21 protein-coding genes and 1 pseudogene are annotated in these 24,969 nt (G+C 68.9%); 8 read left to right on the plus strand and 14 right to left on the minus strand.

Features of this window, described 5'->3' with window-relative positions:
- Positions 1-9: 9 nt before the first annotated feature.
- The gene (locus tag ISP_RS18890; RefSeq protein WP_014466975.1) at positions 10-1,770 is read right to left on the minus strand and encodes an acyclic terpene utilization AtuA family protein; all 1,761 of its coding nucleotides are present in this window, start codon (positions 1,768-1,770) and stop codon (positions 10-12) included.
- Positions 1,771-1,832: 62 nt separating this feature from the next.
- Here ISP_RS18890 and ISP_RS18895 point away from each other — a divergent pair, with 62 nt between their 5' ends.
- Positions 1,833-2,417 (plus strand): TetR/AcrR family transcriptional regulator, encoded by a 585-nt coding sequence (locus tag ISP_RS18895; protein WP_034285112.1) that lies wholly within the window; start codon positions 1,833-1,835, stop codon positions 2,415-2,417.
- Positions 2,418-2,426: 9 nt separating this feature from the next.
- Here ISP_RS18895 and ISP_RS18900 read toward each other — a convergent pair whose 3' ends face one another.
- Positions 2,427-3,929, minus strand: coding sequence for an ATP-binding response regulator (locus tag ISP_RS18900; protein WP_230468831.1), 1,503 nt, complete (start codon positions 3,927-3,929; stop codon positions 2,427-2,429).
- A 663-nt stretch (positions 3,930-4,592) separates the two neighbouring features.
- Positions 4,593-5,900 carry a chymotrypsin family serine protease gene (locus ISP_RS18905; RefSeq protein ID WP_141748538.1) on the minus strand — a complete coding sequence of 436 codons (1,308 nt, stop codon included), beginning with the start codon at positions 5,898-5,900 and terminating at the stop codon, positions 4,593-4,595.
- 524 nt (positions 5,901-6,424) lie between these two features.
- Here ISP_RS18905 and ISP_RS18910 point away from each other — a divergent pair.
- On the plus strand, positions 6,425-7,906 hold the full coding sequence (locus ISP_RS18910) for a hypothetical protein (protein WP_230468832.1): 1,482 nt from the start codon (positions 6,425-6,427) through the stop codon (positions 7,904-7,906).
- Between the two features lie 130 nt (positions 7,907-8,036).
- Here the strand turns inward: ISP_RS18910 and ISP_RS18915 are convergent, their stop codons facing one another.
- The gene (locus tag ISP_RS18915) at positions 8,037-8,927 is read right to left on the minus strand and encodes a helix-turn-helix transcriptional regulator (RefSeq protein WP_013225417.1); all 891 of its coding nucleotides are present in this window, start codon (positions 8,925-8,927) and stop codon (positions 8,037-8,039) included.
- An 83-nt stretch (positions 8,928-9,010) separates the two neighbouring features.
- Entirely contained in the window at positions 9,011-9,814 is an 804-nt protein-coding gene (locus ISP_RS18920) for an SDR family oxidoreductase (RefSeq protein ID WP_013225418.1), read from the minus strand.
- Between the two features lie 317 nt (positions 9,815-10,131).
- On the opposite strand from ISP_RS18920, the gene ISP_RS18925 reads away from it, so the two are divergent.
- On the plus strand, positions 10,132-10,536 hold the full coding sequence (locus ISP_RS18925; protein ID WP_013225419.1) for a ribonuclease domain-containing protein: 405 nt from the start codon (positions 10,132-10,134) through the stop codon (positions 10,534-10,536).
- Positions 10,537-10,576: 40 nt separating this feature from the next.
- Here the strand turns inward: ISP_RS18925 and ISP_RS18930 are convergent, their stop codons facing one another.
- The 3 genes from ISP_RS18930 to ISP_RS18940 form a co-directional block, all read right to left on the minus strand.
- Complete coding sequence (locus ISP_RS18930; RefSeq protein ID WP_013225420.1) at positions 10,577-11,023, minus strand: SRPBCC family protein; 447 nt, start codon at positions 11,021-11,023, stop codon at positions 10,577-10,579.
- Positions 11,024-11,081: 58 nt separating this feature from the next.
- On the minus strand, positions 11,082-11,972 hold the full coding sequence (locus tag ISP_RS18935; RefSeq protein WP_013225421.1) for a helix-turn-helix domain-containing protein: 891 nt from the start codon (positions 11,970-11,972) through the stop codon (positions 11,082-11,084).
- 72 nt (positions 11,973-12,044) lie between these two features.
- Entirely contained in the window at positions 12,045-12,650 is a 606-nt protein-coding gene (locus ISP_RS18940; RefSeq protein ID WP_013225422.1) for a TetR/AcrR family transcriptional regulator, read from the minus strand.
- A 109-nt stretch (positions 12,651-12,759) separates the two neighbouring features.
- Between ISP_RS18940 and ISP_RS18945 the strand changes: the two genes are divergently transcribed.
- Positions 12,760-13,578 (plus strand): SDR family NAD(P)-dependent oxidoreductase, encoded by an 819-nt coding sequence (locus ISP_RS18945; protein WP_013225423.1) that lies wholly within the window; start codon positions 12,760-12,762, stop codon positions 13,576-13,578.
- Positions 13,579-13,659: 81 nt separating this feature from the next.
- On the opposite strand, the gene ISP_RS18950 is transcribed toward ISP_RS18945, so the two are convergent.
- A complete protein-coding gene (locus ISP_RS18950; RefSeq protein ID WP_013225424.1) occupies positions 13,660-14,424 on the minus strand; it encodes an SDR family oxidoreductase in 765 nt (254 codons plus the stop codon).
- Between the two features lie 99 nt (positions 14,425-14,523).
- Between ISP_RS18950 and ISP_RS18955 the strand changes: the two genes are divergently transcribed.
- Both ISP_RS18955 and ISP_RS18960 read left to right on the plus strand, forming a co-directional pair.
- The gene (locus tag ISP_RS18955; RefSeq protein WP_013225425.1) at positions 14,524-15,378 is read left to right on the plus strand and encodes a helix-turn-helix transcriptional regulator; all 855 of its coding nucleotides are present in this window, start codon (positions 14,524-14,526) and stop codon (positions 15,376-15,378) included.
- Positions 15,379-15,508: 130 nt separating this feature from the next.
- Positions 15,509-16,636, plus strand: a complete 1,128-nt coding sequence (locus ISP_RS18960; RefSeq protein WP_013225426.1) for a hypothetical protein — start codon at positions 15,509-15,511, stop codon at positions 16,634-16,636.
- 14 nt (positions 16,637-16,650) lie between these two features.
- On the opposite strand, the gene ISP_RS18965 is transcribed toward ISP_RS18960, so the two are convergent.
- The 5 genes from ISP_RS18965 to ISP_RS18985 all read right to left on the minus strand — a co-directional run bounded on the left by ISP_RS18965 (position 16,651) and on the right by ISP_RS18985 (position 23,182).
- A complete protein-coding gene (locus ISP_RS18965) occupies positions 16,651-16,878 on the minus strand; it encodes an early set domain-containing protein (protein WP_431306515.1) in 228 nt (75 codons plus the stop codon).
- Between the two features lie 221 nt (positions 16,879-17,099).
- A complete protein-coding gene (locus tag ISP_RS18970) occupies positions 17,100-18,362 on the minus strand; it encodes a hypothetical protein (RefSeq protein WP_013225428.1) in 1,263 nt (420 codons plus the stop codon).
- 13 nt (positions 18,363-18,375) lie between these two features.
- Positions 18,376-19,686: a CHAT domain-containing protein gene (locus ISP_RS18975; RefSeq protein ID WP_013225429.1), complete on the minus strand. Its 1,311-nt coding sequence runs from the start codon at positions 19,684-19,686 to the stop codon at positions 18,376-18,378.
- On the minus strand, positions 19,683-21,047 hold the full coding sequence (locus tag ISP_RS18980; RefSeq protein WP_013225430.1) for an nSTAND1 domain-containing NTPase: 1,365 nt from the start codon (positions 21,045-21,047) through the stop codon (positions 19,683-19,685). The genes ISP_RS18975 and ISP_RS18980 overlap by 4 nt, the downstream gene beginning before the upstream one ends.
- Positions 21,044-23,182 (minus strand): CHAT domain-containing protein, encoded by a 2,139-nt coding sequence (locus tag ISP_RS18985; protein WP_230468833.1) that lies wholly within the window; start codon positions 23,180-23,182, stop codon positions 21,044-21,046. Before ISP_RS18985 ends, ISP_RS18980 begins: the two co-directional genes overlap by 4 nt.
- Before the next feature lie 283 nt (positions 23,183-23,465).
- Here ISP_RS18985 and ISP_RS18990 point away from each other — a divergent pair, with 283 nt between their 5' ends.
- Both ISP_RS18990 and ISP_RS48275 read left to right on the plus strand, forming a co-directional pair.
- Positions 23,466-24,503, plus strand: coding sequence for a hypothetical protein (locus ISP_RS18990; RefSeq protein ID WP_014466978.1), 1,038 nt, complete (start codon positions 23,466-23,468; stop codon positions 24,501-24,503).
- A gap of 159 nt (positions 24,504-24,662) precedes the next feature.
- Positions 24,663-24,953, plus strand: a pseudogene (locus ISP_RS48275) (acetoacetate decarboxylase family protein); the annotation flags it as partial.
- Between the last annotated feature and the right edge of the window lie 16 nt (positions 24,954-24,969).

Raw genomic sequence — 24,969 nt, forward strand, 5'->3', positions numbered from 1 at the left:
ACTCTCCGGTCAGTGCAGCAGGGCGGTCGGGACGTCGACGTGGCGGGCGCGGAGGAACTCGCCCAGGGACTTGCCGATCTGGTCGAGCGCCAGGTTCGCCGAGCCGCTGGGCGGGAAGTAGCCGCGCAGCACGAACGAGATGCCGTGCAGGTTCGGCTGTTCGTAGCGTTCGATCTCGACGGCCTCCGGGCAGCCGAGCAGCTCGCGGAGCCGGTCGGCGGTGAGGAACCCGGCGAGCCAGGGCCACGCGGCTTCGTCCGGAGCCCACACGCCGAGGTTGGCGTTGGCGCCCTTGTCGCCGGTGCGCGCGTAAACGATCTGTCCGAACGGGACAGTCGAGGTGGGACCGAACGCCGCCGCGGGACTCGCCGGGGTTGCGGGCTGGCCGGTGAAGACGACGGTGTCCGGCGGGGGAGCGATGTCGAGGACCCGGCCGTCGGACAGGTGGACCCGGTGGTGCAGGTCGGCCTGGCGGACGAGCCCGGGCCAGTAGTCGATCCGCGGCTGGCCGCCCATCGAGTACATCTGGGTCATGTCGATGTAGAAGCCCGGGATGCTGCCCAGGCCGTAGGAGCAGAACTGGTTCAGGAACCCCGACACCGTCGCCCGGTCCGGCGCCGCGGCGGTCACCTGGACGGCGACGGTGGCCTGCCACTGGTCCTTCGGATCGGGGACCGGCTGCCCGCAGACGAAGAAGTGCAGCTCGTCCACGGGGTGGTCCTGGCGGGCGCGTTCGGCCTGGGCTTTGAGGACGTCGATCTTGGCGTCGACGTCCAGGCCGGTGGGAAAGAGCCAGGTCGCGCCGCGGTAGCCGCGCTGGAAGTTGACCCCGACCTTGGTGGTCTCGGAGGCGGCGCTGCCGCGGGCACCGGTGACGCGCACGCGGTCCGGGCCGTCCTGGGCGAGGGTGATGGAGTCGGTGTGCCAGGTGACGTCCGGGTTGAGGTAGCGCGGGCCCTGGATCTCGTACATCAGCTGCGCGGTGACGGTGTCGACGGTGACCGCGCCGCCGTCGCCGGCTCGTTTGGTGATGACGAAGCTGCCGTCGTCGGCGACTTCGGCGATGGGGAAGCCGGGCAGGGTGTTGTCGGCGAGGCCGGTGAAGCCGGCGAAGTTGCCGCCGGTGGCCTGCGGTCCGCATTCGATGATGTGCGCGGCGGCGGTCGCGCCGGCGATGCGGTCCAGGTCCCCGCGCTGCCACCCGTGCCACCACGCGGCGGGGCCGGTGACGAGGGAGGCGTCGGCGACGCGGCCGGTGATGACGATGTCGGCGCCTTCGTCGAGCGCGGTCTTGATGCCCCAGCCGCCGAGGTAGGCGTTGACGGCCAGCAGATCGTCGATCTCCAGCGGGGCGCCGGTTTCGAGGTGGTTCAGCTGCCCGTCGGCGATCAGGTCCTTCGCGGTGTCGGTGAGGTCGTCGCCGGTGACGTACGCGACCTTCAGCGACAGGCCCAGTGCCGCCACTTCGGCGCGGATCGCTTCGGCGAGACCGGCGGGGTGGTAGATCCCGGCGTTGGTGACGACCTTGATCCCCTTTGCGGCGACGGCGGGCAGCTGGGGGCGCAGCTGGCGGAGGAAGAACTCCGAGAAGAACCCGCGCCGGGCTTCGCGGTTTTCGTGGAAGCCGGCGACGACCATCGACATGGTGATCTCGGCCATCGAGTCGCCGATCACGACGTCCACCGGATCGCCCTGGACGGCCTCTTCGAACGCGGAGAACCTGTCACCCATCGCGCCGGAGAAGTTCGCGATCCGGACCGGACGCGCCATGGCGGCCACCTCGCTTCGTTGACATGTGTCGCTGAAATCGACGCTACTGCTATCGTTGACAAGTGTCAACGAACGGAGTTCCGCGAGCGCCCGCCCGCACCGGCAGCGCCGATCCCCGAGCCGCGCGCGTGCGCGACCGGCTCCGGCGGGCCGCGTTCGAGCTGATCGAGGGGCGCCGGGTCGAGCGGATCTCGGTCAGCGACATCACCCAGCTCGCCGGCGTGAGCAGGCAGGTCTTCTACCAGCACTTCCGCGACCGCGACGACGCCGTCGCCCAGGCCGTGGCGGCCTCGTTCCGCGAACTCGCCCCCGGCGACGGGGAAGACCCGCGAGCGGTGATCCACCGCCTGTGCGAGTTCTCGGCCCGGCACGCGGAGCTCTACCGCAACCTGTACCCCAGCGCGGCGTCGCAGCAGACCGCGAACGCCTACCGCGACCTCCTGCACCCGGCGTGCCTCCGGCTCGTCGAGCACCTCCCGGATCCGGCGACCCTCGCGGACTTCGTCCTGGGCGGCATCATCGAGATCCTCCGGCTGCCGGCCGAAGGCTCGGCAGCGCCGGCCACCGCCGAGTCCTTGCGCCGCCGCGTCGACGCCTGCCTCGACGTCATCAGTGGCGCTTCGGTGACCGCACACTTCGAGGCATGACTGCGGTGGTCAATCCGCGGAAGACGGCACGATCAGGCCGGATTCGTACGCGGCCACCACGTGGTGGCGCGCGAAGCTTTCGATCAGCCGCCGGGTGATCCGCGGCGAAAGCAGCACGTCGCCGGCCGCGACGGCGTGGATCGCGGCGATGACCCGGTCGGCCGGGGTGTCCTTGAGCAGGAACCCCGATGCCCCCTCGCGGAGGGAGGTGTACACGTACTCCGAAATGTCGAAGGTGGTCAGGATGATGATGCGGGGCTGCCACCCCGGGTCTCGGCTCAGGATCCGCCGCGTCGCGGAGATCCCGTCGAGTTCCGGCATGCGCACGTCCATGAGCACCACGTCCGGCCGGGTGGCCGTGGCCGAGGCGACCGCGTCGACGCCGTTGGCGGCCTCGGCCACCACGTCGATCCCCGGGGCGGCCTCGAGCAGCCCCGCCAGGCCGGCCCGCACCAGCGGCTGGTCGTCGGGGCGCGGACCGGCCTCGAACGTTCCGCCGTAGAGGTCCGTGCGCTCGCGCATGCCGTACGAAGACGGTCCGCCTCCGGTGCGGGCGCCGGCTCCGTCGTCGGTGATCCTGACTTCGACGCACCGACCGTGGTAGGCGATCCCCACTCGCGCCGACGCGGCGCCCGCGTGCTTCAGGACATTGGTCAGTGACTCCTGGGCGATCCGGTAGGCGGAGATCGCGACTCCGGGCGACACGGGCCTCGGCCGGCCGGTCACCACCAGTTCGACGGCCAAGCCCGCGGCCCGGACCCGCTCGACCAGGCCCGGTACCGCCTCGATACCCGGCTGTGGCGACAGGTCGACTTCACCGTCGTCGTCGAGCCGGAGGACGTCCAGGAGCCGGCGCATCTCCTGCAGCGCTTCGCGGCTGGTTCCGTCGATGGTGGCGACTGCCGTGCGTGCGGTCTGCGGGTCGCTGTCGAACACGTAGCGAGCCAATCCGGCTTGAAGGGAGATGACGGACATGTGGTGCGCGACGACGGCGTGGAGTTCCCGGGCGATCCGGACGCGTTCGTCGGCGACCGCTCGGCGGGCCTGCTCGGCCTGGAGCTGCACCCGCTGCGCCCAGCGCTTGGTGCTTTCGCCGAGTGCCCAGGAGCAGAACAGGATCAGCGCGCTTTCGAGCAGCTTGGCCAGCTTGAAGTCGCTGGACGGGTTCAGGAACGTCGGGAGGAAGCAGAGCACCGAAAGCAACCACATCAGCGCGGCCACCGGGGTGGAGCACATGGTGCCCACCGTGAACATCGCGATCAACAGGCCCAAGCCCGCGTTGGGCAGTTCCGCCGACTCCAGCGCGGAGTACACGGTCACCGCGCAGGCGGTCACCGTCATGACGGCGACCGGAGTGACCTGCCGCGGGGCGAGGGGTGCGACGGTCAGGATTCCGGCGACGTGGATCAGCCGGCCGGCGTCCGGGCGGGCCGCCACGTTGGCGACGGTCAGTGCCACGAGCGCCGCTGTGACGACGACGTCCAGCCGGGGCACGGAAGACTTTGCGCGCACCTCGTCACGGTAGTCGAACCGGCGGCTCGGCCTCCGGTGCGGCGGCCGGGTTACCACCAGCGGGGTAGGTCCGAATACCCATTCCGCTGACGCCTGATCCCGGAATTTTTCTTACGCCTACCGCGTGGTCCGCCCGGATTGGGAGTCGATCAACGCAACGCCGAGTCCCGCAACACGTCCCGTCGTGTTACGGACGGAAAGCGTCGGGCGGCGCAAGCGGGAAAGCTACACGGTGGCCTGATCTCCCATTTCGGTTGGCGTAAAGACCGAGTCACCGTGAGTAAACGTGAAGCGAAACACATCTTGGCGGCGGTCCCGCGCATTCGCGGGACTGAGTCCGCTCACGTCGCGCGGGAATGGAACGAGCGCAAGATCCTTCGCTCTTTTTGGACGTCTGATTATTTAGTCGCGGTAGGCGTCACTTGGACAAGCGACTTAATCGCCCCAGTTGCCGGGGGAACCAGGGTGGCATGCGGCGGCTGAGATTTATCGATTAAATAGAAAACGACCCCGATCGCAACTATGATAACGAGCACACTCCCTGCCAGCAGGCCATATCGTCTTGAGCTATTCACTTCTCAGCCTTGTCTGAGTCGATATAGTGGAGGTGAGTCATTGTCGCGACTCGCCTCCACTATATCACAGCTCCGGCTATCTGACTGCTCAGGTGCGACTGGCTTCAGTTGTGAAGACGTCGAGGCCGTAGCGGTCCTCGGCCACTATTACGCCTCCAACCTGAGCTCCAGCGGAAAGGGATCCAGTCAGAATAGGGCCGCCACTGTCGCCGGACTGCACGATCGAGCCGCCATCGCCAGATGTTGCGCGGTCAATGCCGCAGACCAGGTCTGCTACGTCGGTGTCTATGCAGATATCTACTGCATTGACCGTCGCGCCGCGACACGTATACCCGCTGAATGACCCGTTTGTGCAGACGCTCTGGCCGACCACAAATTTGATCGAATCGTTGGTCTGGGTTGTGGCAACGTATTCTTCGAGGTTGACCACATCGGAGGTGTACTGTTGGTCAGAGAGCGGAACATATGGCTGAATATTCGCAAAATCAGGATCGCCGTTGCCGTCGATGCTCAAGGTGACAGTGCCGAGGATGTCGCTGTAGTAGGCGGTACTGGAAGCTTTGTCGAAGTACCCTTGATAAAATGTGGTGCCTGTCGGTCCGCAATGTCCTGCAGTGACTACCTGAGTCAGCGACGCCCGGTTCATCGCAGTGGTGCACTCAAAAATAGTGCTACCGCTACCGGTGGGGCTGGGGCCAACCGTGAAAATGCGAACTGCGGAGTTGTACGCCGGGAAATCGAGAAGCCGGCTCGGAGATTTTGCTTGACTGGGCACTGCGATCGAGCCTTTGCTTGCTTTCTGAAGTTTTATCGGCTTCTCCGTGGTCGTCACTTTCGCTGCCGTGGTCGGCCGCCTGCCGGAAATGACCCTGACAAGTCCCGATCCGTATCGATCGCGTAATGCCAGAACGTCTTTGTCGGATGGATTGGCGATCTCGATTACGACCTGATTGGCGTCTTCGTCGATATGCCAAGCTGTTACTCGACCGTCGGCGACATTCTTGTTCTTGACGTCGGCTGCCACTTGCGACATGACAGATTTGAGGATATTTCGGCTCCTGCTTTGCTTCGTGACTTCAACTCGAACTGAGGAGCCCGCGACCGAACTGGTCTCATTTGCAGTGTTCCCGTGAAAAAGTTGATTCAGGCTCTTGGCGGCGGCGTTGACGTCGACTGCCCCGAGGATGTAAGTGTGTCTCGCTTCGTCGAAGCGCAGACCTGAGTACAAGGTCGAGTTTCCGTAAGCCGCGCTTACTAATGCCTGCAATTCGTTGGCGGGGATATCAACGAGATTTGAGTCCGCAACTGTCGCGGCCGAAGCTGACGAAGTCCAGGAAATCAAAGAGCAGAAGGTCGCAAGGAGAATTGAAGTCATCCTCTTGTTGTGCTTACGCATTACACCCCTCGTATTAAATGCGATATGCGCCATTGAGATGCGACGACAAGTAAGCGTATTTGCTGGCTCTGACTGTTGTCATCTGCCATGTGGGTGATCTACCAACGGGTTGTTGGTAGAGTAGGTTAAGATGCTTCGCAATCCGCTGGTTGATCTAAAGTCCTAGGTCGTTCGGCACACAGTGAGAGTAATCCGTTGTTCATATTCGTGAACGCGGTGGCGGACGATACGCAGCCGATCGGTCTGGAGGTCGCTTTTCCGAAGAAAGCCCGGATTCGTGAATACTTGGCAGCCGTCCTGCGGTAGGCGACGCTCGGTCCTCGCGTCCGGTGCCGATGTCCCCGTTGCCGCCGAGCCGGTGGCGTAGCAGTGCTCCCGCGACCGTCGGACGGCGAGGCTGCGCGTGGCCGGCCCGCCGCGCGCCGGACTACGCGGTGACGGTCTTCGCGACCTGGCCCTTTCGGGCCGCTCGGTCTGCCCGCACGGTCGTGGTCGCCTGGTCCGGCGGGTCGTATCCTCCATTCGTGGAGCATGTGCGCAGGAAGCCGGCCGTCCGGCCGCACGATGCCCAGCCCCGCCGGGACTCCGCGGCGGCGGAACCGGGGCTGCTGCGGCTGCAGCGCCTCGCCGGGAACGCCGCGACCACCAGGCTGGTCACCGTGCAGCGCGACCTCGACGACCAGGCCGCGCTCGCCGCGGTCGACGGGCTGCCCGCGCACGTGCTGTCCGGCAACGGCGGTGTGCCGCTGGCGACCGAGGCGGCGAAGCAGGATTTCCTGCGCGCGGGCCGCGAATGGTTCGGCAGCCACGAGGCGACACTGGACCATTTCCGCGGCATCGAACAGTCCACCGCGCCCGGCCACCCGTTCCTGCACCGGGACGCCAAGGCCCGGCTGGAGGCGGCGATCGCGTCGCTCGGCGGTCCCGGGCCGTCGTCCACCGTGGCGTTCTCCTTCCGCAAGGCGTTCACCCCGGACACCCACTACACGCCCGCGTCGATGCACACGCTCGGCTACGCGATCGACTACGACGCCAACAACATGCCCCGCATCGGCCGCGGCGAGACAGCCGAGCTGCTCCGGCTCACCGGCGGCGGTCCCAGCAACGCCCAGCTCGGCGAGTACTCGGCCCGGCGGGCCGTCATCACCGCGACCGGCGACGCGACCGCGGCGGGGGAGGCGCCCCCGGCGCAGGCGGCGGCGCTGATGGACCGGATCCGCGCCGAGTCGCAGCGGCTGGCGGCGTCGTCGCAGGCGTTCCAGGCGAGCCTCGGTGCTTCGCGCGACCAGTTCCTCGAGCTGCGGACCCAGTACTTCGAGGCGTCGACGCCGCCGGAGAAAACCGCGGTCCTGAACCAGGTCCCGGCCCTGATCGTGCCGTGGACGACCGCGATCACGACCGAGGAGCAGCGCCTGACCGCGTTGGCGACCGCGGCCGCTCTCGATCCGGCCGCGCTGCCCGCGAAGGCCCAGCTCAGCGTGCGGATCGCGCAGATCGAAGCCGCCGCGCGGGAGGCGGGCCGGGCCGTTGTCCAGGCGAAAGGCAAGGAACCGGAAGCGAAGTCCAAGCTGTGGGGCCGGCTCGCCGCCTGGGAGAAGCTGGTGAAGACCGAGCCGGACGGCACGTTCGGCGACCGCGTCACGCGCGTCACCGAGCAGGCCCAGACCCTCCTCGACGGGCTGAAACCCCTTGTGGGCGCGAAGGAAACGCTCGCGAAGCTGACGTCGTTGCGGGCCAAGCTGAGCGATCCGGCGTTCCTGTTCGGCAGCGCGAAGCGCAAGAAGGGCGAGCGGCCCACGACCGCGACGGTCCCGGACACGCCGTCGATGGCGCAGCTGGTGGAGAAGGGCTACTTCAACCCCCGGGACCCGGTGACGGGACGCGAGCACTTCAACGCGGACTTCCTGGTCGCCCTGGCGCAGCACGGGTTCGACCTCGGCGTCGCCTGGACCGGCGAGTCCACCGACTCGATGCACATGGAGCTGGTCGTCCCCCGCGGCGGCTGAGGTGGTGCCGGGGAGGTCCAGTGCGGTTGCCCTCGAAGCCGCGCTCGGCTGGGGTCGGGTGCATGAGCCAGGCCCGACGCTCTCGCCGATCGTTCAGCGCCGACCCAGGCGGACTGAAACGGCCGGCAGCTCAGCTGAGTGCTTGAATCCCGGTCGCCGGCTTCTCCTGGCCGGCCGCCCACGACGCCAGAAGGGCCAGACCGTCCGCGGTCGCCGTGCCGGCGGGTGCGGTGTAGATGTTCAGGAGCAGGCCGGGCTCGGCGGGCAGCTCCATCGACTCGACGTCCAGGTCGAGCCGGCCCACCACCGGATGGTGCAGGCGCTTGCGTCCGGACCGGTGGAGCCGGACGTCCTGAGATGCCCACCGCTGCCGGAACAGTTCACTGCGGGTCGACAATTCACCGACCAGGGCGATCAGCTCCTCGTCGTGCGGATTGCGGCCGGCTTCCATGCGTAGCTTCGCGGCCACATCGCCGACGATCCGGTCGTAGTCGACGAAGAACGTTTCCGCCGCTTCGGGATCCAGGTACACGAACCGCGCGGTGTTCGCCGGTCGTCGCGGGTCGGCCAGCACCGGTGAATACAGCGCGCGGGCGAGGTGATTCATGGCCAGGACGTCATAACGGCCGTTGCAAATCCAGGCCGGCGCATCGGTGATCGCGTCGAGCACCTGCTGGAGCGCCGGCCGCACCGCCACGGCGGGCCGCCGGCGGCGGGGACCGCCGGGCGTCCTGGACTGCCGCGCAAGGTGGAACAGGTGATCGCGCTCGGCCTCGTCGAGTTGCAAGGCAGCGGCCACCGCGTCGAGCACCCCGTCGGAGGTGCCGGCGAGGCTGCCGCGCTCCATCCGCACGTAGTAGTCGACCGAGACTCCGGCCAGCAGAGCCACCTCTTCGCGACGCAGACCTTTGACCCGGCGGTTGCCGCCGTAGGCGGGCAGTCCGGCCCGCTCGGGCGCGATCCGCGCGCGACGCGAGCTCAGGAATTCCTTGATCTCGGTGCGCAGGTCGATCATGGTCACCCCGTCACCGTAAGCCCTGTCCGCGGGCGAAGGGAGGTTCTGCTGGTACCCCCCGGCATCATCACCCCGGTACCGTTGCGGTATTAGGTACCTGATGCGGTCGTGGCGATGCCGCCGTCGACCGGGATGACGGTGCCCGTGAGGTAAGCCGAGGCCCGGCCGGCGAGGAACACGGCGATGCCTGCCATGTCGTCGTCGCGGCCGAGGCGGCGCAGCGGGGCCTTCGCCGCGATCGCGTCGCCGAGGACGTCGAGCGTGGACGCCATCATCTGCGACGGGAACGGTCCCGGGGCCACCGCGTTCACCGTGATGTGCTGGGGGCCCAGTTCTCTGGCCAGCACCCGGGTGAGCTGGTGGAGTCCCGCTTTGCTGCTGGCGTACGAGTAGTTCGGCGCCGCGGCGACGTGGATGGCGGCGATGCTGCCGATGTTGACGATCCGCGCGGGATCATCGGCGGTGCCCGCCCGGCGAAGGGCCGGGAGCAGCGCCTGCACCAGCCAGAACGGCGACTTGAGGTTCAGGTCGATCACGGCGTCCCAGGCCTCGTCCGGGAACGTCTCCAGCGGCTCGCGCCACATCGCTCCCGCGTTGTTGACGAGGATGTCCAGGCGTTCCGAGCCGGCCTCGACAAGATCGGCGAGGCGCCGGCACTCGTCGTGCCTGGACAGGTCGGCGGGGAATGCTTGAACGTCGCCGAATTCGGACAGCAGCTGCTGTGCTTCCGCGCACGCGTCCGGCTTGCGTGAGCTGATGACGACGCGGGCGCCCGCCTGCAGAAGGCCGCGCGCTATCATCATCCCGATTCCCCTGGTGCCGCCGGTGACGAGGGCGTACTTCCCACTCAGGTCGAAAAGGTCTGCGTGCGTGGTGAACTGGCTGTCCGCCATGGGTTTCTGTTCCTTCTGTCGGGAAACATGGGCTGACACGGTCGCGTCTGTTGTCGGCGCTGTGCCCGGCAGCCGGCTCAACCAGGTTGACAGGCGTCCTGAATGTCCGGGAGACCCTGGCGACACCGGTACTGTGAGACCCCCTTTCGCCTGGTGCGCCGGATTTCCGGTAGCCGGGCTGACAGCGCGGTGCCCGTGCCCGATCAGCCGATCCCACGCCCGTCGCCGGATGTTCACCGGATCGGCACGTTCCCGGTCGCCTTCCGGCGACGTGCGGCAGCCAGCATTCCGGTGCCCGTACGAGACGAGGAGGTTCCGTGCCCGCTTCCCTGCTTTCCCGGACCGCGCAGCGGCTCGCCGTGACCGTCACCGCGGTGGCCGCCACGCTCGGTGTCACCACCACGGTCGCCGACGCCACCGTGTACAGCTCCTGCACGCAGTCGCGCTGCTCGGATGCCCGCTCGGCCAACACGACCTGGCAGAGCAAGGGCTACCCCGGCACGCGTGGCTGGTACGACTGGCCCGGCGGCAAGTGCAACTACGCGGGCGGCACCTACCAGAACCGCGAAGGCGAGCTGCCGGCCGGCCACTCGTTCCGCGAGTTCGACGTCTACCCGCGCACGTGCGGCGCGTCCCGCGACGCCTACCGGATCATCGTCGACCTGACCACCGGCGTGGTCTGGTTCTCGCCCAACCACTACACGGACTTCTACAAGATCTGAGGTCGAGGCCGTGCTCCGGCGCCCGCGCTTCGGGCGCCGGTCACCCTCTCCCGGCCGCGTGCCCGGCCAAGCCGGTCGCCATGCTCCGCATGAAGCGGCGGAGGTATCGCCCGAGGAACCAGCGCAGTCCCCAGCGCGCCGAATAGCTGCCGTGCCACCGGATCCGCGTTCCGCCGCCGGGCAGCCCGGTCAGCTCGACCGTCGCCCGGTAGTCGCTCAGCTGCGGGTTTTCGGCGCCTTCGTAGGCGAATCGGCGTTCCGGCTCCAGCGCGGTGATCCGCTCCTTGGTGACCACCTTCCCGGTCCGGAAGGCGCGCACCGCGCCCACGTCGTCCCGGCCGTCGGGGGAGAGGCCGGCCGACCGCGCGGTCTCCAGCGCGTCGATCGGGGACCAGGCCGGCCAGCTGCGCGGATCGAGCAGGAGTGCCCACACGACCGAGGGCGGCGCCGCGGATTCGGCCGTGACGTCGTAGGACTGCTGGGTCATGAAGGCAGGCTAGGACCGGCGCCGCGCTCCGGCCAGGCGCGCGATTGCGGTGTCCCGGTCAGGAATTGCGGTAGACCGACGGGCGGATTCCGGTGTGGCGCACGAACGCGGCGGACAGGGCGCCGGGACTGGTGAAGCCGCACCGCGGCGCGATCCGGTCGAGGGCGAGGTCGGTTCCGCGGAGCAGCCGCTTGGCCTCTTCCACCCGCAAACCGGTGAGGAACCGGTGCGGGGTCTGTCCGGTCGCCGCCCGGAACACCCGGACGAGGTGGTAGACCGACAGGCACACCTCGCCGGCGACGTCGGCCAGCGTGACCGGCTCGGCCAGCCGCTCGCGCAGGAACGCGACGGCCGCGCGCACCCGGGCGTCCTCCCGCGCCGGGGGCCGGCCGGTGCGGAGCCGTCCGTGCCGGCTCAGCAGGTGCGTGGCCAGGAAGGCGGCCGCGGTCTCGGCGTACAGGTCGTCGGCCGCGCCCGCGGACCCGAGCGCCCGGATCGCTTCCTCGAGCAGCGGGTCGCCGGTGGCGACGGACGCGGCCATGGCTTCGAAGTCCGGGACGCCGGCGTCGAACCGCGCCACGACCGAGTCGACGGTGTCGCGCGGGAGGTGCACCTGGACGCTGCGCATGTCCGCGTCCCCGCGGTAACGGCGAACGGTGGCCTGGTGCGGGACGCCGAGCTGGACCCGCCCGGGAAGCCAGCGGTCGCGGACCGCCCGGCCGCCGTCGCGCGTCTCCAGCTCGGCCCGTCCGGAGACCGGCAACACCAGGTGCAGGTCGGCCGCGGCAGGCAGCGCCAGCTCCTCGACCACCGGGACGTGCTCGAACCGCTGCACGAGCAAGGACCGCCAGCCGGCGTGCTCCCAGCTGCAGAACGTCCGGTGGACGAACCGGTCGGTTTCGAAGCCGGCGTAGGGACGCAGATCGAACCGGGCCGAGTCGAACACCATGATCGCGAGGCTACCCGCGGCGCACCGCGGGCCCGGGGCTCGCCGCCGCCGCGCCGAGCCGCTGTTTCGTGGTCACGGGGCCTGACGCAGCCCCTCGAGAGCCACGTCGATCGCGGCGGTGGCCGCTGCCGGGTCCGTGCCCGCCCGCGCCAGCAGCGAGGTCCCTTGGGCGACCACGAGCAGGAGCTGCGCCTGCGCTTCGGGGGCGGAGGTCGTCGTCACTTCACCTCGCTGCTGGGCCGCGCGGAGGGCGTCGGCCACCATGCGCACGAAGCGCGCGAACGACTCCCTGACGATCGCGGTCGCCTGGTCGTCCTGCGGTACGAGTTCGGCGGTCGTGTTGCCTATCATGCAGCCGTGCGGGGCCTCGGGGTCGGCTGCCGCGGCTCCGAGCCGGGCCGGCATCACCAGGAGCTCCCGCAGGGCGGGCAGCAGCGGGATCGTGGCGAGCACCGGCTCGAGAGCCCGCTCGTAGTCGGCCCAGTACGACTTGACGGCCTCGAGGTAGAGCTGCCGCTTGTCGCCGAAGGTCGCGTACAGGCTTCCGCGTTCCACGGCCAGGCCGTCGACCAGGTCCTGGATCGAGGTGCCGCCGTATCCGGAGGCCCAGAAGATGCCGCGCGCTCGTTCCAGCGCGCCCGCGGGGTCGAACCCGCGGGGCCGTCCAGTCCTCGCCATGAGCCCACCCTACGACTTCTTGACTGCCCGTTCAAGAAGTCGTAGGGTCGGTCTTCCTACTTCTGGAACGCTCGCATGAAAGTCGTTCCCCACTCGGACGGGAATCGGAATGAAGGATCTTCGCGCCGCATACGGCCAGTACGCCGTCGTCACCGGGGCGTCCTCCGGGATCGGCGAGCAGTTCGCCCGCCGGCTGGCCGCCGCCGGCGTCGACGTCGTTCTGGTGGCGCGCCGCAAGGACCGCCTCGAGGCCCTGGCCGCGGAGCTGTCGCGCGCGCACGGCACCACCAGCAAAGTCGTCGCCCTGGATCTCCTCGCGCCGGGAGCGGTCGACGACCTGTGGCAGCAGGTCGCCGACCTCGACGTGGGCCTCGTCGTGGCCAACGCCGGGTTCTCCTTCGCCGGACCGCTGGTGGCCAACTCGCTGGCCGACGAGCTCGACGTTCTCACCATCCACGGTGCGGTGCCCCTGCAGCTGGCGCACCGCTTCGGCCGCGGCTTCGCGCAGCGTCGCCGCGGTGCCATCGTCCTGGTGTCGTCCAGCATCGCCGCCAGTCCCGTGCCGTTCGAAGCCAATTACGCCGCGGTGAAGGCCTACGTGCTGTCACTGGGGCAGGCGCTGAACCACGAACTGAAGAAGGACGGCGTCGACGTGCTGGTCGTCTCTCCCGGGCAGACGCAGACCGAAGGCCTGGACAACGCGGCCGGCATCGACTTCGGCAGGCTCGCCGGGTCCAAAATGGACCCGGCGCGGGTGGCGCGGACCGCGCTGGACAACCTCGGCAAACGCGCCCACGTCATCCCCGGCGCGGTCAACCGCGCGGCCGACCTCATGGGCAAGTACCTGCTGCCCCGGCGGTGGTCCGTGCGCCTGTACGCCTCGATCATCGGACGCGCCCTGACCGGTGGCACCGGGAACGCCCGCTGAGCCGCTAGTGCCGGTTCGAGCCGGGAATTCGATACCTCTCGACCGCCGGCCCCGCGCGCGGCAGCCCGGGGCCGCCTGCCCTCAGCCCGGATGCGGGTCGGTGCCGTTGAGTGCGGCGACGACCTGGTCGTAGTCGCCGCGGGCCTCGCCGTAGCGGAGGAATTTGACCCGCTCGACCTGGATTTCCGTCGCCTCCGGCCGGGTCTCGAGGATGCCCATCACCTCGGCGACGAACTCACCGAGCGGCATCGCCTGGTCGTTCTCGGCGTGGCCCGGCAGCAGGTCCGTCTGCACCGCCGGCGGTTCCAGTTCGAGGACGCTCACCGAGGTGTCGGCCAGCTGCAGCCGCAGCGACTCGCTGAGCATGTGGATCGCCGCCTTGGACGCGTTGTAGCTCGGCGTCACCTTGAGCGGGGTGAAGGCCAGTCCTGAAGAGACGGTCACGATGGTGGCGTCCGGCCGGGTCCGCAGGTGCTCGACGAAGGCGGCGATCAGGCGGATCGGACCGAGCACGTTGGTCGTCACGACGCTTTCGGCCGACTCGAGGAACGTTTCGGGCTGGTGCCAGTCCTCGACCCGCATGACGCCGGCCATGGTGACGAGCACGTTCAGCCCGGGGTGGCGGGCGAGGACGTCCTTCGCGGCCACCTGAACGCTCCCGGCGTCGGCGGTGTCGATCCGGACCGTGTCGAGGGCGGGGTGCTCGGCCGCGATCTTCTCCAGCAGTTCGACGCGGCGTCCGCCGACGATCACGGTGTTGCCCCGCTCCTGGAGGGCGAGCGCCAAGGCCAGGCCGATGCCGCTGGTGGCGCCGGGGATGAAGATGGTGTTTCCGGTGATGTCCATGCCCCGAGTCTCGGCGTCCCGGCCGCGTGGCGGCAGAGAGCGCACATCGGGGGATCGGCGATCCCTGGTTCGCGCCCGGCGGCGCGGGATACTGGGGGTATGGATCGAGCGGAACTGGCGGCCTTCCTGCGGCGGCGCCGGGAGCAGCTGCAGCCTGAGGACGTCGGCCTCCTGCCGGGAGCCCGCCGCCGGACGACCGGGCTGCGGCGGGAGGAGGTCGCGTCGCTGGCCGCGATGTCGACGGACTACTACACGCGCTTGGAGCAGAAACGCGGTCCGCAGCCGAGCGAGCAGATGCTGGCCGCGCTCGCCCGCGCGCTGCGGCTGAGCGACGACGAGCGCAACTACCTGTTCGTGGTGGCCGGCCGCAACGCCCCGTCTCCCGCGGCGACCGCCGCGCACGTCGCGCCCGCTTTGCTGCGGGTGCTGGACCGGTTGTCGGACACGCCCGCGCTGATCTTGTCCAACCTCGGCGAGGTGCTGGTGCAGAACCGCCTCGCCGAAGCCCTCTACGGCGGAAGCTCCCACTACACCGGGTTCGCGCGCAGCGAGATCTACCGCTGGTTCACCGACCCCGCCCAACGCCTGATCTACCCGGAGCACGATCGCGACCGGCAGAGCCGCGCACTGGTGGCGAACCTGCGGGCCGCGCACGGGTCGATGGGCCCGCATTCACGGGCCGGTGAAATGGTGCGGGCGTTGCGCCGGGAGAGTGCGGAATTCTCGCGGTTGTGGGAACGGCACGAGGTGGCGAAGCGGTTCGAGGACCACAAGGTGCTCGTGCACCCGCAACTGGGGGAGATCGAGGTGGATTGCCAGGCGTTGTTCACCGAGGACCAGTCGCAGGCGTTGCTGGTGCTGACCGCGCCGCCGCGCTCGGCCGCGTCCGAGAAGCTGCAGCTGCTGGGCGTGCTGGGCCACGAGCAGTTCAAGGACGCCGGCCAGGGCCGGTGAGTGGTCCCGGTCTCCGTCGTGCACCCGGTTGACCAGGACGTGCTGATCAAGTGCCGGACGCCGGGCCTTCGCCGTTTGCCGGTGGTCAAGCCGGGAACCCGAAGACCTCACTTCGAGGGAAGGCTCGAGCATGACCGCCCAGCGTGCGCCGGAGGCCCTGGTGGTGGGCCTGCTGACCGATGACGGGTTGCCCGGGCAGCTCGCCGGGAGAATCGCGGACGGCCTGCCCGCCCGCCTGGCCCGTGACCTCGGCGAGGAGACGACCTGGCGCGTCGAGCACGAGACGCAGTCCCTTCCCCTGAACGAGGACGGGGACATTCCCATGCTGGACCTGGCGCAGGAGCGCCGGGCCGAGCACGGCTGGGACCTGCTGGTGCTGATCACCGACCTCCCGCGGCGAGCCGGTACGGTCCCGATCGCGTCGGACTACAACGGTGACCACGGTGTGGCGATGGTGTCGCTGCCGGCGCTGGGTGCCCTGCGGCTGCACGGCCGGGCGTCCCGGCTGGTCATCCACCTGGTCCGGCATCTGGTGGCGCACCGGTCGGCGAAGGAGGCCGATCCGCCGCGGGGGATCCTCGACCGGCTGCGGGAGGTGGTGGCGCCGACGCGGCACATCCGCGGCCGCGGCGCCGCCGACGAGCACTTGGCGCTGGTGGGGGTGCGCGGCCGGCTGCGGCTGCTCGCCGGGATGATCCGCGACAACCGTCCGTGGCGATTGGTGCCCAACCTTGCTGGCGCAACCGCGGCCGCGGCGGCGACCGCCGCGTACGGCATCATCACCACCTCGTTCTGGAAGCTCGCCGAGGCCCTGCCCGCGCTGCGGCTGGCCGGGATCACGGTGTTGGCGATCGTGGTCATGTCGGGCTGGCTGATGGTGCACAACCGCCTCTGGGACTCCCCGTCCGGGCACGACGAACGGCAGAAGGCCCTGCTGTACAACGCCTCGACGGCGCTGACGCTGTCGATCGGCGTCGCCTGCATGTACGCCATCCTCTTCGTGCTGGCGCTGGTGGCGTCGATCGTGCTGATCGAAGGCACCTACTTCGGGCAGGTCCTCGGCCATCCGGCCGGGCCTGCTTCGTACCTCAAGCTGGTGTGGCTGTCGACGTCCGTGGGCATCGTCGCCGGGGCGGTGGGCTCGAGCCTCGAAGACGAGGAACGCGTCCGCCGGGCGACCTACAGCCGCCGCGAGCGGGAGCGGCAGCAGCGCAACCGCGAGCGCGCCGAGGAAGCCGAAAGCCGGGGCGACGACTGAGCGGACCTCGGCAGCTACCCCGGTGTGCCGTTGACCCGGTCGAGCGCGCCGGGATCGTCGGGGTCGTCGAACCAGTGCCCGTCTTCCCCGAGATAGCGGAACCGGACGGTGACGCCGGCGGCGACCTCGACGGTGGCGGAGCGGCGTCCGGTGGTGCGCGGCTGGAGATCGTGCTGTCCGGGCGTCCAGTCGTTGAACGATCCGACCACGCTGACGCGGCCGGGAGGCTCGTCGGCGGGCAAGCTGAAGACGATGCGTTTCGCGCCGTTTCCATCACGGCCTTGGCAGATCTTGATCACTCGGCGGAAGCCTCTCGGTGTGTGCATAGGAGACCATGCTCGACGCTGAGCGCATACATGATGCATCCAGTGTCGCGAGGCAGGTACTCGCCGACGCGCCAATCACCCGATCGAAGGTCCGCAAACTGGTGGAAAGGGCGCCGAAACAACGGCCGGCGTGGCGTTCAGCGGCCCGAGATCACCGCCTGCCAGACGAGCCGGCCGACTTCCGGATGGCAGATGTCGTTGTGCGCTCCGGCGATTCCTTCGTTCGCGGCGATGATCGTACGGGCGTCCACGTTGTGCACCTTTCCCGGCGCAAGGCTCTCGACCGCCGCGATGTCGGAGTGGTCCACCACGGCGATGCCCGAGCCGCGGATGCCGTGGACGCCCGTTCCGCCGTACTGGGGGTAGCCTTCCGCGGCAAAGGTCACCTGATGGCCGGACCAGGCGCCCAGCGGATAAAACGTCCCGACGGCCCGGTCGTGCACCGACATGTTCACGAAGGTCGCTCCGTCGACCAGGTGATGCGTCACGAGCGGGCGAAAGTGCCCGGTGAGCCCCGGTCGCCCGGGTATTTCCGCGCTGAACGACCACAGCGACATCGCGCCCTGCAGCAGCGACAGGGAGGCGACCGGTCTGGTCGCGCCCGCCGTCGCGGCAGCGGCGACGATGCACCCGAAGCTGTGTCCCATCAAATGAACTCGCGCATCGCGTGCACATCCCTGCAGGTCGCGCACCAGCGTGGCCGCACCGCTCTCCCCGAACAAGCGCGCGCGCTTCTTCATTTTCCAGAACGTCAGCACCCTGAGCGGCGCGAGGATCCCGCCGAGGGAGAAGCCGCCGAAGGAGACGGGATCGTCTTCGATGCGGCACGCCTGATACGTCCGCTCGGCATCGAAGGGCTCCCGCGCACCTTCTGCCGAAGTGTCTTCATCAAGGCGGTCGAGGTCGTCGTAGGCCGCCTGGACGTCCGGCGGCAAGTACGCGGGCTCGATGTCGTCGAGTGCCGAGCCGACGATCGTCCGAACGGCTTCGATCGGCTCGGGGCCGTTGCCGAGTCGTGCGGCCAGCCGGGTGACGAGGTCCTCCGTACCGATCGACGGGCCGGCATCGAACGATGTGGTGCCCAGTTCTTCTTCGCCCCATGCTCTGCTGGGCCAGTGCAGACCCACCAGCATCGACCGGAAGCCCCCAGGGAGGCGGTGGGCCCGCTCCCGGTCGGCGCCGCAGTCCGCCATCGTCGCGATCCAGGCGCCGTACTGGGCCCGCGCCGCCGGCACGTCACCGTTCCATCCGTGGCTGAGCACGAAGATGTCGGTGGGCTGAGCTGCCTCGGCCTCGGCGAGTACGTGGCGGCTGTCGTCGCCGCGTTCCTTCCCGGCCGCGTCGAAGTTCAGCAGGTGGTAGGAAACGTCGTCATGGCCTGGCACTTTTTCTTCGGACATCTGCCGCCTCCGTTCACCGGGCACGCACGGCGGGGTCGCCGATCAGCACGTAGTCGCGAGCGTCGTTGCTCGCCGTCCACAGCCACGCGAGCTGACGGTCATCGACGATCCTGCGGTCTCTGAGTCCCCCGAGCTTCTGCGTCAGTTCGGTGGCGATGACGGCCCACCGGGACCCCATGGCTTCCATGGCGTACCCGAGCCGGCGTCCTTTTTGGATGGCCAGGACGGTGCTCACCATCGACGTGATCTGGGCCTCCGCGCCGGTCCACAGGAACGAGTAGCCCCAGGCGCGGTCGATGTGCCCGATGAACGCGAGCACGCCGTGGCCGAGCAGTTGCTGCGGAAGCCGGGCCATGCCGGGATTACCCGGCCCTCCTGCGCTGTAACAGGCGAAGGAAAACACCACGCGTGGCGCGAGGGGCGCGACGACGTCCGCGCCCGAGAAGTACTGCTCCGGTGAAACCGGCCCCGCCGTGAGAGGCCCTGGCCAATCCTGGCAGACCAGCGCGCCTTGGACGTCGTGAGCGTCGCCGGTCCTGCGGCCCAAGCCGTGCGTGGCGGTGAACAGCAGTTCGGGACCATCGGCCATGAGCTCAGACAACCGCCTCTTCGTCGCCCGTTCGCCGACGTCGCGGGTGACCCGGCAGGCAGGCGCCAGCTCCACCAGCTCACGGGCCAGCGGCTCGACCAGCCGGGTGGCGCTCAGCTTGGTCGGCCGGTCACCCGGATTGCTCGTACCGAACAGGTGCACTCGCGCGGAAGCCTTCGGCCGGTCCTCCGCCGCTGTCACGAAGCGGGCGTAGGCGGAGTACTCCTCGAGCGACTCGAATTCCACCCGGCCGACCGCGTACACCACGTCGAGCCGGTACTGGAAGGAATACGGGATCGCCGCCGGCGACCCGACGATCAGCAGGTAGTACGGCACCTTGCGCGGGTCGGCCGGATCCGGGCCCATTCCGTGGCGCAGCAAGAACCTGCTCGCGTCCTCGCCCGGGTGCACGGTCATTTCCCGGTAGTACGGCCCGGCTTGGCTCTGGCGCAGGTCGAGCAGCGGCCGCAGCGCGTCGCGCACCCGGGGGTTCGCGTCGTGCGCCACCACGAGGCCCCAGCCGGCCTGCGCGAGATCGTCGGGATCGTCGACGAGGGACGCGACCCCGAACGTCTTCTCCTCGCGGATCTTCCGGTATCGCATCGCCTGCAGGAACGGGCTGGCCAGGTCCTGTGCCCTGGCTGCCGCCGCGACGTCCCCCGGCGACTGAGCGGGGAACAGGTACTGCCCGGTATCGGCGTCGATGCCGTTGAACTCGACCGTCTCGGTGCTCATCTCAGGACGACCAGGACGACGATGACGACGAGTTCGACCAAAGCCAGCGGAAACACGACCCGGAACGCGGTGGCGGTGAACTTCGCCCGCCACTTCTCGCCGGCATCCTCGTAGGACTTCCGCAGGAAGTCGAGCTCGTGCTCGAGCAGGGCTTTCGAAGTCAGCGGGACGTAGGCCAGTTTGTTCTTGGGCAACAGGAAGCTGGGGTCGCGATCCTTGCGGTTCCATTCGTACGCGGCCACCTGCCAGCTGGCCAGATGGTGCAGCTGCCAGGCCCGGTTGTTCTCCAGTACCGCGCCGACCAGCCGGTCGTGCGCGAGTTCGTACCACCGGCTGCCGGCCCGCAGATCACTGCGGATGAGGTACATCCGTTCCAGCTGCTGGAGCACCTCGCGCTCGAGCTCGCCCACCTCCGGCCCGCGCAGGGTCTGCGTGCGGTACCCGGTGTCGGTGATCAACGACTGCTCGAACCAATCCCTGACGACGCGCTCGTCCACTTCGAGTTCCTCGACGAGGTCGTCGAGGGATCTCGAGTAGTACTTTCCGAGCGCGGTGTCGATGTCCACGTTCTCGACCGAGCGGACGCCGATCACCGGCTGGGAGTGATCCCAGTCCCGCCACACCCGGCGGCAGACGACCTGGAGCTGGACCGGTTCCACGCAGCCACCGCCCGCGAGCTTGTCGACCAGCATGTTCGCGGCGTCGTCGGTGAACTCGACAGCACGTTCCGAGGCCGGGTTCCGGATGGCGGCCAGCGCTTCCTGACGACCGAGGAGGTCGAGGCGGTACGTCACCCGCGGCCGGCCGGGGAGCAAGCGGAGGTAGTGGTCGAGACTGCCCAGGTAGTCGTCGCGAACGGCGAGCAAGGCCCACATCGAACAGGCCTCGATGGCTTCGCCCAGTTGCCGGAAGAAGTCCGTCTTGGTGTCGAGGTCGGCCGGATCCAGGGTGAGGATCTCCTCCAGCTGATCGATGATCAGGACGCGGTAGCCGCGCATGTCGTTCGCCTTGGCCAAGGCTTCGCTCAGCCGCATCTTCGCCAGGTCCTCCGGCCGGAGCCCCTCGCTCCCCAGCAGGTCGAGCGTCAGCGAGTAGACGTACCGGTTCCGGAAGTCCACACCGGGCGGTCGTGGGCACTCCACCCGGAGGGCGCGGGTCGGCTTGAGACCCTCGTCCGTCAGCCGCTGGGTGACCGAGGTCTGGATGAGGGAGGTCTTCCCCGCCCCGGACGTGGCGTGCAGCAGCACCACGCGTTCGGCCATGACCAGGTTGGTCAGTTCCTTGGCCTCACGTTCGCGGTTCGGCAGCTTCTCGGTGACCCGGAATGCTCGCGGGCCGATGTACGGATTGTCCCTGCTCATGTTTCCAGCTCCGCCTTCTCGCGCAGCGTCTTCATGAAGGTCTTGGTGTCGCTCCAGAAGATCCGGACATCCTTGAGAGCGGACTCCAGGTAGCGCTGCGCGGCCTCCGGCTCGATGACGTCGACCTCGGGCATCAGCTGCACACCCACGTTGAGGTTGTTCAGCATGCCTTGGCCGCCGAAGTTCTGTATGCCTTGGAAGAGCACCTGGAAGTCCCAGTCGCGAAGCTGGTAGCCGACGAAGAGCAAGGGGCGCACGCTGAGGGCGGTCGAGAGCTCGGACAGCGTTTCCGGCAACTGGTTGCGTTTGCCGATCCAGGCGGAGAGCCACGCGAAGTAGTCGTCCTCGGTCAGGACGAGCGACTCCGGTTCGGCCAGCCTGCCGAACAGGTGGCAGACCCAGGGTTCTTCGACGGTCGGCGGTGGCCAGGCCTCGAGCGGGACGCCCTCGATGTCCCTCGACCTCGACTCGGGATACCACGGGTAGCACATCGTCCGCGGTCGAAAGCCGGCCTCCTGCAGCGCGTCCTGGAGCAGTCCGGTCCAGCCGGTCGTGACGAAGATACGTGACTTGAGAGCGGCGGCCACCCGATAGGGGTCGGCGGCATCGCGGCTTCGCATCCGCTTCCCGACTTCCTGGATGATGGGGACCGGGTCGCTGCCGGTGAGCAGTCTCGAAGGCAGGTTGACAAAGGGGTCGTCGCGGTTGTCGTGGCCTGCGGTCTCCACCCGCTCCAGCAGGTCGGTCATCAGGAATTCGGTCAGGTAGTGCGGCACCATGCCGGATTTCTTGGTCACCCGCAGGAACTGCGCCACCTGGGCGAGGTTGCTCCGGCCGTGCCAGGCGATGGGCATCTGCCACCGCAACGCCCACCGCCGGGCGATCTCCGCCCTGGTACCGAGGATGCCGTCGGCGAGGCCGGGGCCCAGCACGGGGGTGACCCGGTGGCGCTCCAACAGGAGCTTGAGGTCATCCCAGGTTTCGCCGGCGAGCGTGGTGAACTCCGGCTTGTGGTACGCACGTCCCGAACGCAGCCGCGAGAACAGCACGGGCGCCCACCAGTCCGGTTGCGTGCGTACGGCGGCGCGAGCCTTCGCCATCGCCACGTCCACGGCGGCATCGTTCTTGAAGACGTCGAAGAACTGCTTGACGAACTTCTCCGCGGTGGCCATCGCGATGTTGCCCTGCATGGCGACGACCGCGGGTATTCCGGCCTCGGAAAGCCGCGGACCCAGCCCGGCGAGCGCGCCGGAATCGGCGCTGGCCGGATTTTCGCCGGGGTCGGCGGACTGGCACGAGACGAGCATGGCGAGCGTCGGCTTGTGCGCCATGGCGTGCACCCGTTCGGCCAGCCTGCGGGCGTCGACGACGTCACCATTGCCGTCGGCGTTCTCCAGCAGAAGGCGCGGTACGTCTTCGGTCAGCCAGCCGTGCGCGACGAGGTACAAGACCTCGTAGGGGGTTTTCTCCATGCGCCGGATGATTTCGTCGAGGGTCGCGTGACCGAGCACGTCGGAGCGGTAGTCCGCGAGCGAAGAAGTGGCGCGTGCCACCTCTGCCGCGCGATCAACCGGTGCGAGGTCTTTGTACTGTTCGACGTCGGCCGGTGCGGCGACCACGATGAGCGCCCGCCGTTCCCGGAAGGGTTTGCTGGGGATGAGCGGCCAGTTCTCGCCGCTGAGGTACCGGGACAACAGGACGTTGCCGGAGGTGGCGATCGGCCGGCCGTCCTTGCCGGGCGCGCGCAAGGATTCCCAGCGCACTTGGTGAAAGCGTGCCGGGCCGTTGAGGTGGATTCGGAAGTGCACTGATTCCGTGCCGGCGGCGCGGATCGCGTCACGGTAGTACTTCTCGATCTTCGGCTGGGAGAAGATCATGCCGGTGAGACGGGCCCCGTACTCGTCTTCATCGGCGTGGGCCGCTCGCAATGCATCCGCGTCGATGGTGATCGCGTGCCGGAGGAATTCCATCTGGTCCAGGCTTTCGGGGCCGCTCATCCGGAGGTTGACCTCGAAGTTCTCCTGGTCGTTGTCCCAGACCAAGCCCAATTCCAAGTCCACTGCCATCGCCATCACCCTTGCCCTCATGGAACAGGTCTGTGTCGGGCGGCTCGATGTAACGGAGAGTGCCAACAATACCCCGAATGGAGCATGGGAAAACGATTTCTGACCTTTGGCGGAGCCGTCTCCGGTGACTTGATGATGGTGGCTCCGAGCCGCTCGCCCGCAAGGGCGACATTGCCCGCCCAAAAGGGCCGGATCGCCGCTGTGACGAGTGTCGAGGGGGACACTGGCGCGTATGGAGTTTGCTCAGGAAAGGCATGTCCGCGAACGCCCCGGGCGATCGCGGACCACCCCTGGCCGGGCGGCGCTCCCGATAGTCGCGTTGCAGCAGTCGGCGGGAAACCGGGCCGTGGGAATGCTGTTCCAGCGGATTCACGGCGAGGGCAGCACCGTCCAGCGACAATCCTTTCAGCCGTCGACCGGTGCTCCGCCGACGCTGGAACCGCCCGCCGTGCCCTTGGAGGGCATGCCGCCCGAGGTGTTCGAGCTGCCTCCCCTCGGCAGTTCCGCGGCGCGGGCCGCGGAACGCGCCGCGGTGGACGCGGCGGCGTCGCAAGCCGAGCGCGTCGTGGCGGAACGAGCGGTGGAGGAAGTCGTCGTCCAGGTCGGGGAGCGGATCGTCTCCCGTCGGCTGCTGGCCGGGCTCACCGCGGTGGCCATCGCGGACGAGTGGAACCCCGTCGGCTGGTTCCTCGACGGGGTGATCGTCGGGCTGCTCATCTACGACGCCGTCGAGGGCTACCAGACGATCCGGACGTCCGCGCAAACGCGGCCGGCGCAGTCCCCGCCTTCCGCCGAAGCGCCGGGCGCCACGTCCGGTGTGCGGATCGTCGACCCCGTCCCGGTTCGGCCCGTCGTAGCACCGCAAGCCGGCCCGTCCGCGCCCGTGCACGCCCCGGGAACCGGTGGTGGCGCGCCGGTTACCGAGCCGGCCACCGACGCGACACCGCTTGAAGCCGCCCGCCGCGCCGATCCCGAGCTGGACAGGCTCATGGACATCGCCATCACGTTGCAGCTCGAAGTCGGGGCCGTGCCGGACGGCTCTCTCGTCACGGCGGTCTCGCGCGGCGGTCCCCGTACGCAGAGCCGGCGGGACCGCATGAGCTCGCCGATGATCCAGTCGATCCGCGAGTTGATGAGCCAGGCGGGCCTCCTCAACCCGCGAGATGGCACACTGCCGTTCCACGCGGAGAAGAAGATGGTCGTCCAGTGGGGCGGCCCCTTCGCGGTCAACCAGAACATTTGCCCGAACTGCTGGCAGTTCCTCCGGTGGTTCGCGGGAACGATGGGACGCAGGATCGTGGTCGCCGACCCGGCGGGCGTCCACGTCATCACGCCCAACGGCGGGTTCCTGACGGGCCCGCTGGTGGTCCGGATCCCCGCCAGCCGTTGACGACGCTCTCCCTCTCCTCGACTTTCCCGGAGCTCCAACTGCTACGAGAAGCCGGCCCCCGCGGCTACAGCCTGCCGTTGTCCCCGACCGGCGCGGCGGCCATGCTCACGCCGCCGCCGTGGCACTTCTCGGGCGAGATCGTCATGGTGGACTACCCGGGCCAACCCGCGGGCCGTCCGGCAGTTCCTGCCGCCGGAGCTGGACCCGGGACCCGAGCGCGGCGCGGCCGCGGCGGTGTTCGCGGACTGGCCGTGGTGCTCGGATTCCGGCGCCGAGCCGGCCGACCCGGGCAGCTGCCGGTTCGGCGAGGTCCTGATCCTGCTCGGCTGCGCCCACCGGGGGCGGCCGATGGCGCGCTGTGCCTGCGCCTGGGTGGACAGCGCGGTGCCGATGCTGCGCGGGTGGGTGCAGGGCATGCCCGAGCAGTTCGGGGAGATCGCCCAGACCCGGCCGCGGAAACGTCCGT

The sequence above is a fragment of the Amycolatopsis mediterranei genome (genome assembly GCF_026017845.1).
In the GTDB taxonomy this organism is placed as follows: domain Bacteria; phylum Actinomycetota; class Actinomycetes; order Mycobacteriales; family Pseudonocardiaceae; genus Amycolatopsis; species Amycolatopsis mediterranei.

What these genes read in the sequence shown, in the direction of transcription:
- ISP_RS18890 (WP_014466975.1), bottom strand. Translation starts at nt 1,770, where the DNA reads ATGGCGCGTCCGGTCCGGATCGCGAACTTCTCCGGCGCGATGGGTGAC.
- ISP_RS18905 (WP_141748538.1), bottom strand. Translation starts at nt 5,900, where the DNA reads ATGCGTAAGCACAACAAGAGGATGACTTCAATTCTCCTTGCGACCTTC.
- ISP_RS18920 (WP_013225418.1), bottom strand. Translation starts at nt 9,814, where the DNA reads ATGGCGGACAGCCAGTTCACCACGCACGCAGACCTTTTCGACCTGAGT.
- ISP_RS18930 (WP_013225420.1), bottom strand. Translation starts at nt 11,023, where the DNA reads ATGACCCAGCAGTCCTACGACGTCACGGCCGAATCCGCGGCGCCGCCC.
- ISP_RS18935 (WP_013225421.1), bottom strand. Translation starts at nt 11,972, where the DNA reads ATGGTGTTCGACTCGGCCCGGTTCGATCTGCGTCCCTACGCCGGCTTC.
- ISP_RS18940 (WP_013225422.1), bottom strand. Translation starts at nt 12,650, where the DNA reads ATGGCGAGGACTGGACGGCCCCGCGGGTTCGACCCCGCGGGCGCGCTG.
- ISP_RS18945 (WP_013225423.1), top strand. Translation starts at nt 12,760, where the DNA reads ATGAAGGATCTTCGCGCCGCATACGGCCAGTACGCCGTCGTCACCGGG.
- ISP_RS18950 (WP_013225424.1), bottom strand. Translation starts at nt 14,424, where the DNA reads ATGGACATCACCGGAAACACCATCTTCATCCCCGGCGCCACCAGCGGC.
- ISP_RS18955 (WP_013225425.1), top strand. Translation starts at nt 14,524, where the DNA reads ATGGATCGAGCGGAACTGGCGGCCTTCCTGCGGCGGCGCCGGGAGCAG.
- ISP_RS18960 (WP_013225426.1), top strand. Translation starts at nt 15,509, where the DNA reads ATGACCGCCCAGCGTGCGCCGGAGGCCCTGGTGGTGGGCCTGCTGACC.
- ISP_RS18970 (WP_013225428.1), bottom strand. Translation starts at nt 18,362, where the DNA reads ATGTCCGAAGAAAAAGTGCCAGGCCATGACGACGTTTCCTACCACCTG.
- ISP_RS18975 (WP_013225429.1), bottom strand. Translation starts at nt 19,686, where the DNA reads ATGAGCACCGAGACGGTCGAGTTCAACGGCATCGACGCCGATACCGGG.
- ISP_RS18980 (WP_013225430.1), bottom strand. Translation starts at nt 21,047, where the DNA reads ATGAGCAGGGACAATCCGTACATCGGCCCGCGAGCATTCCGGGTCACC.
- ISP_RS18990 (WP_014466978.1), top strand. Translation starts at nt 23,466, where the DNA reads ATGCTGTTCCAGCGGATTCACGGCGAGGGCAGCACCGTCCAGCGACAA.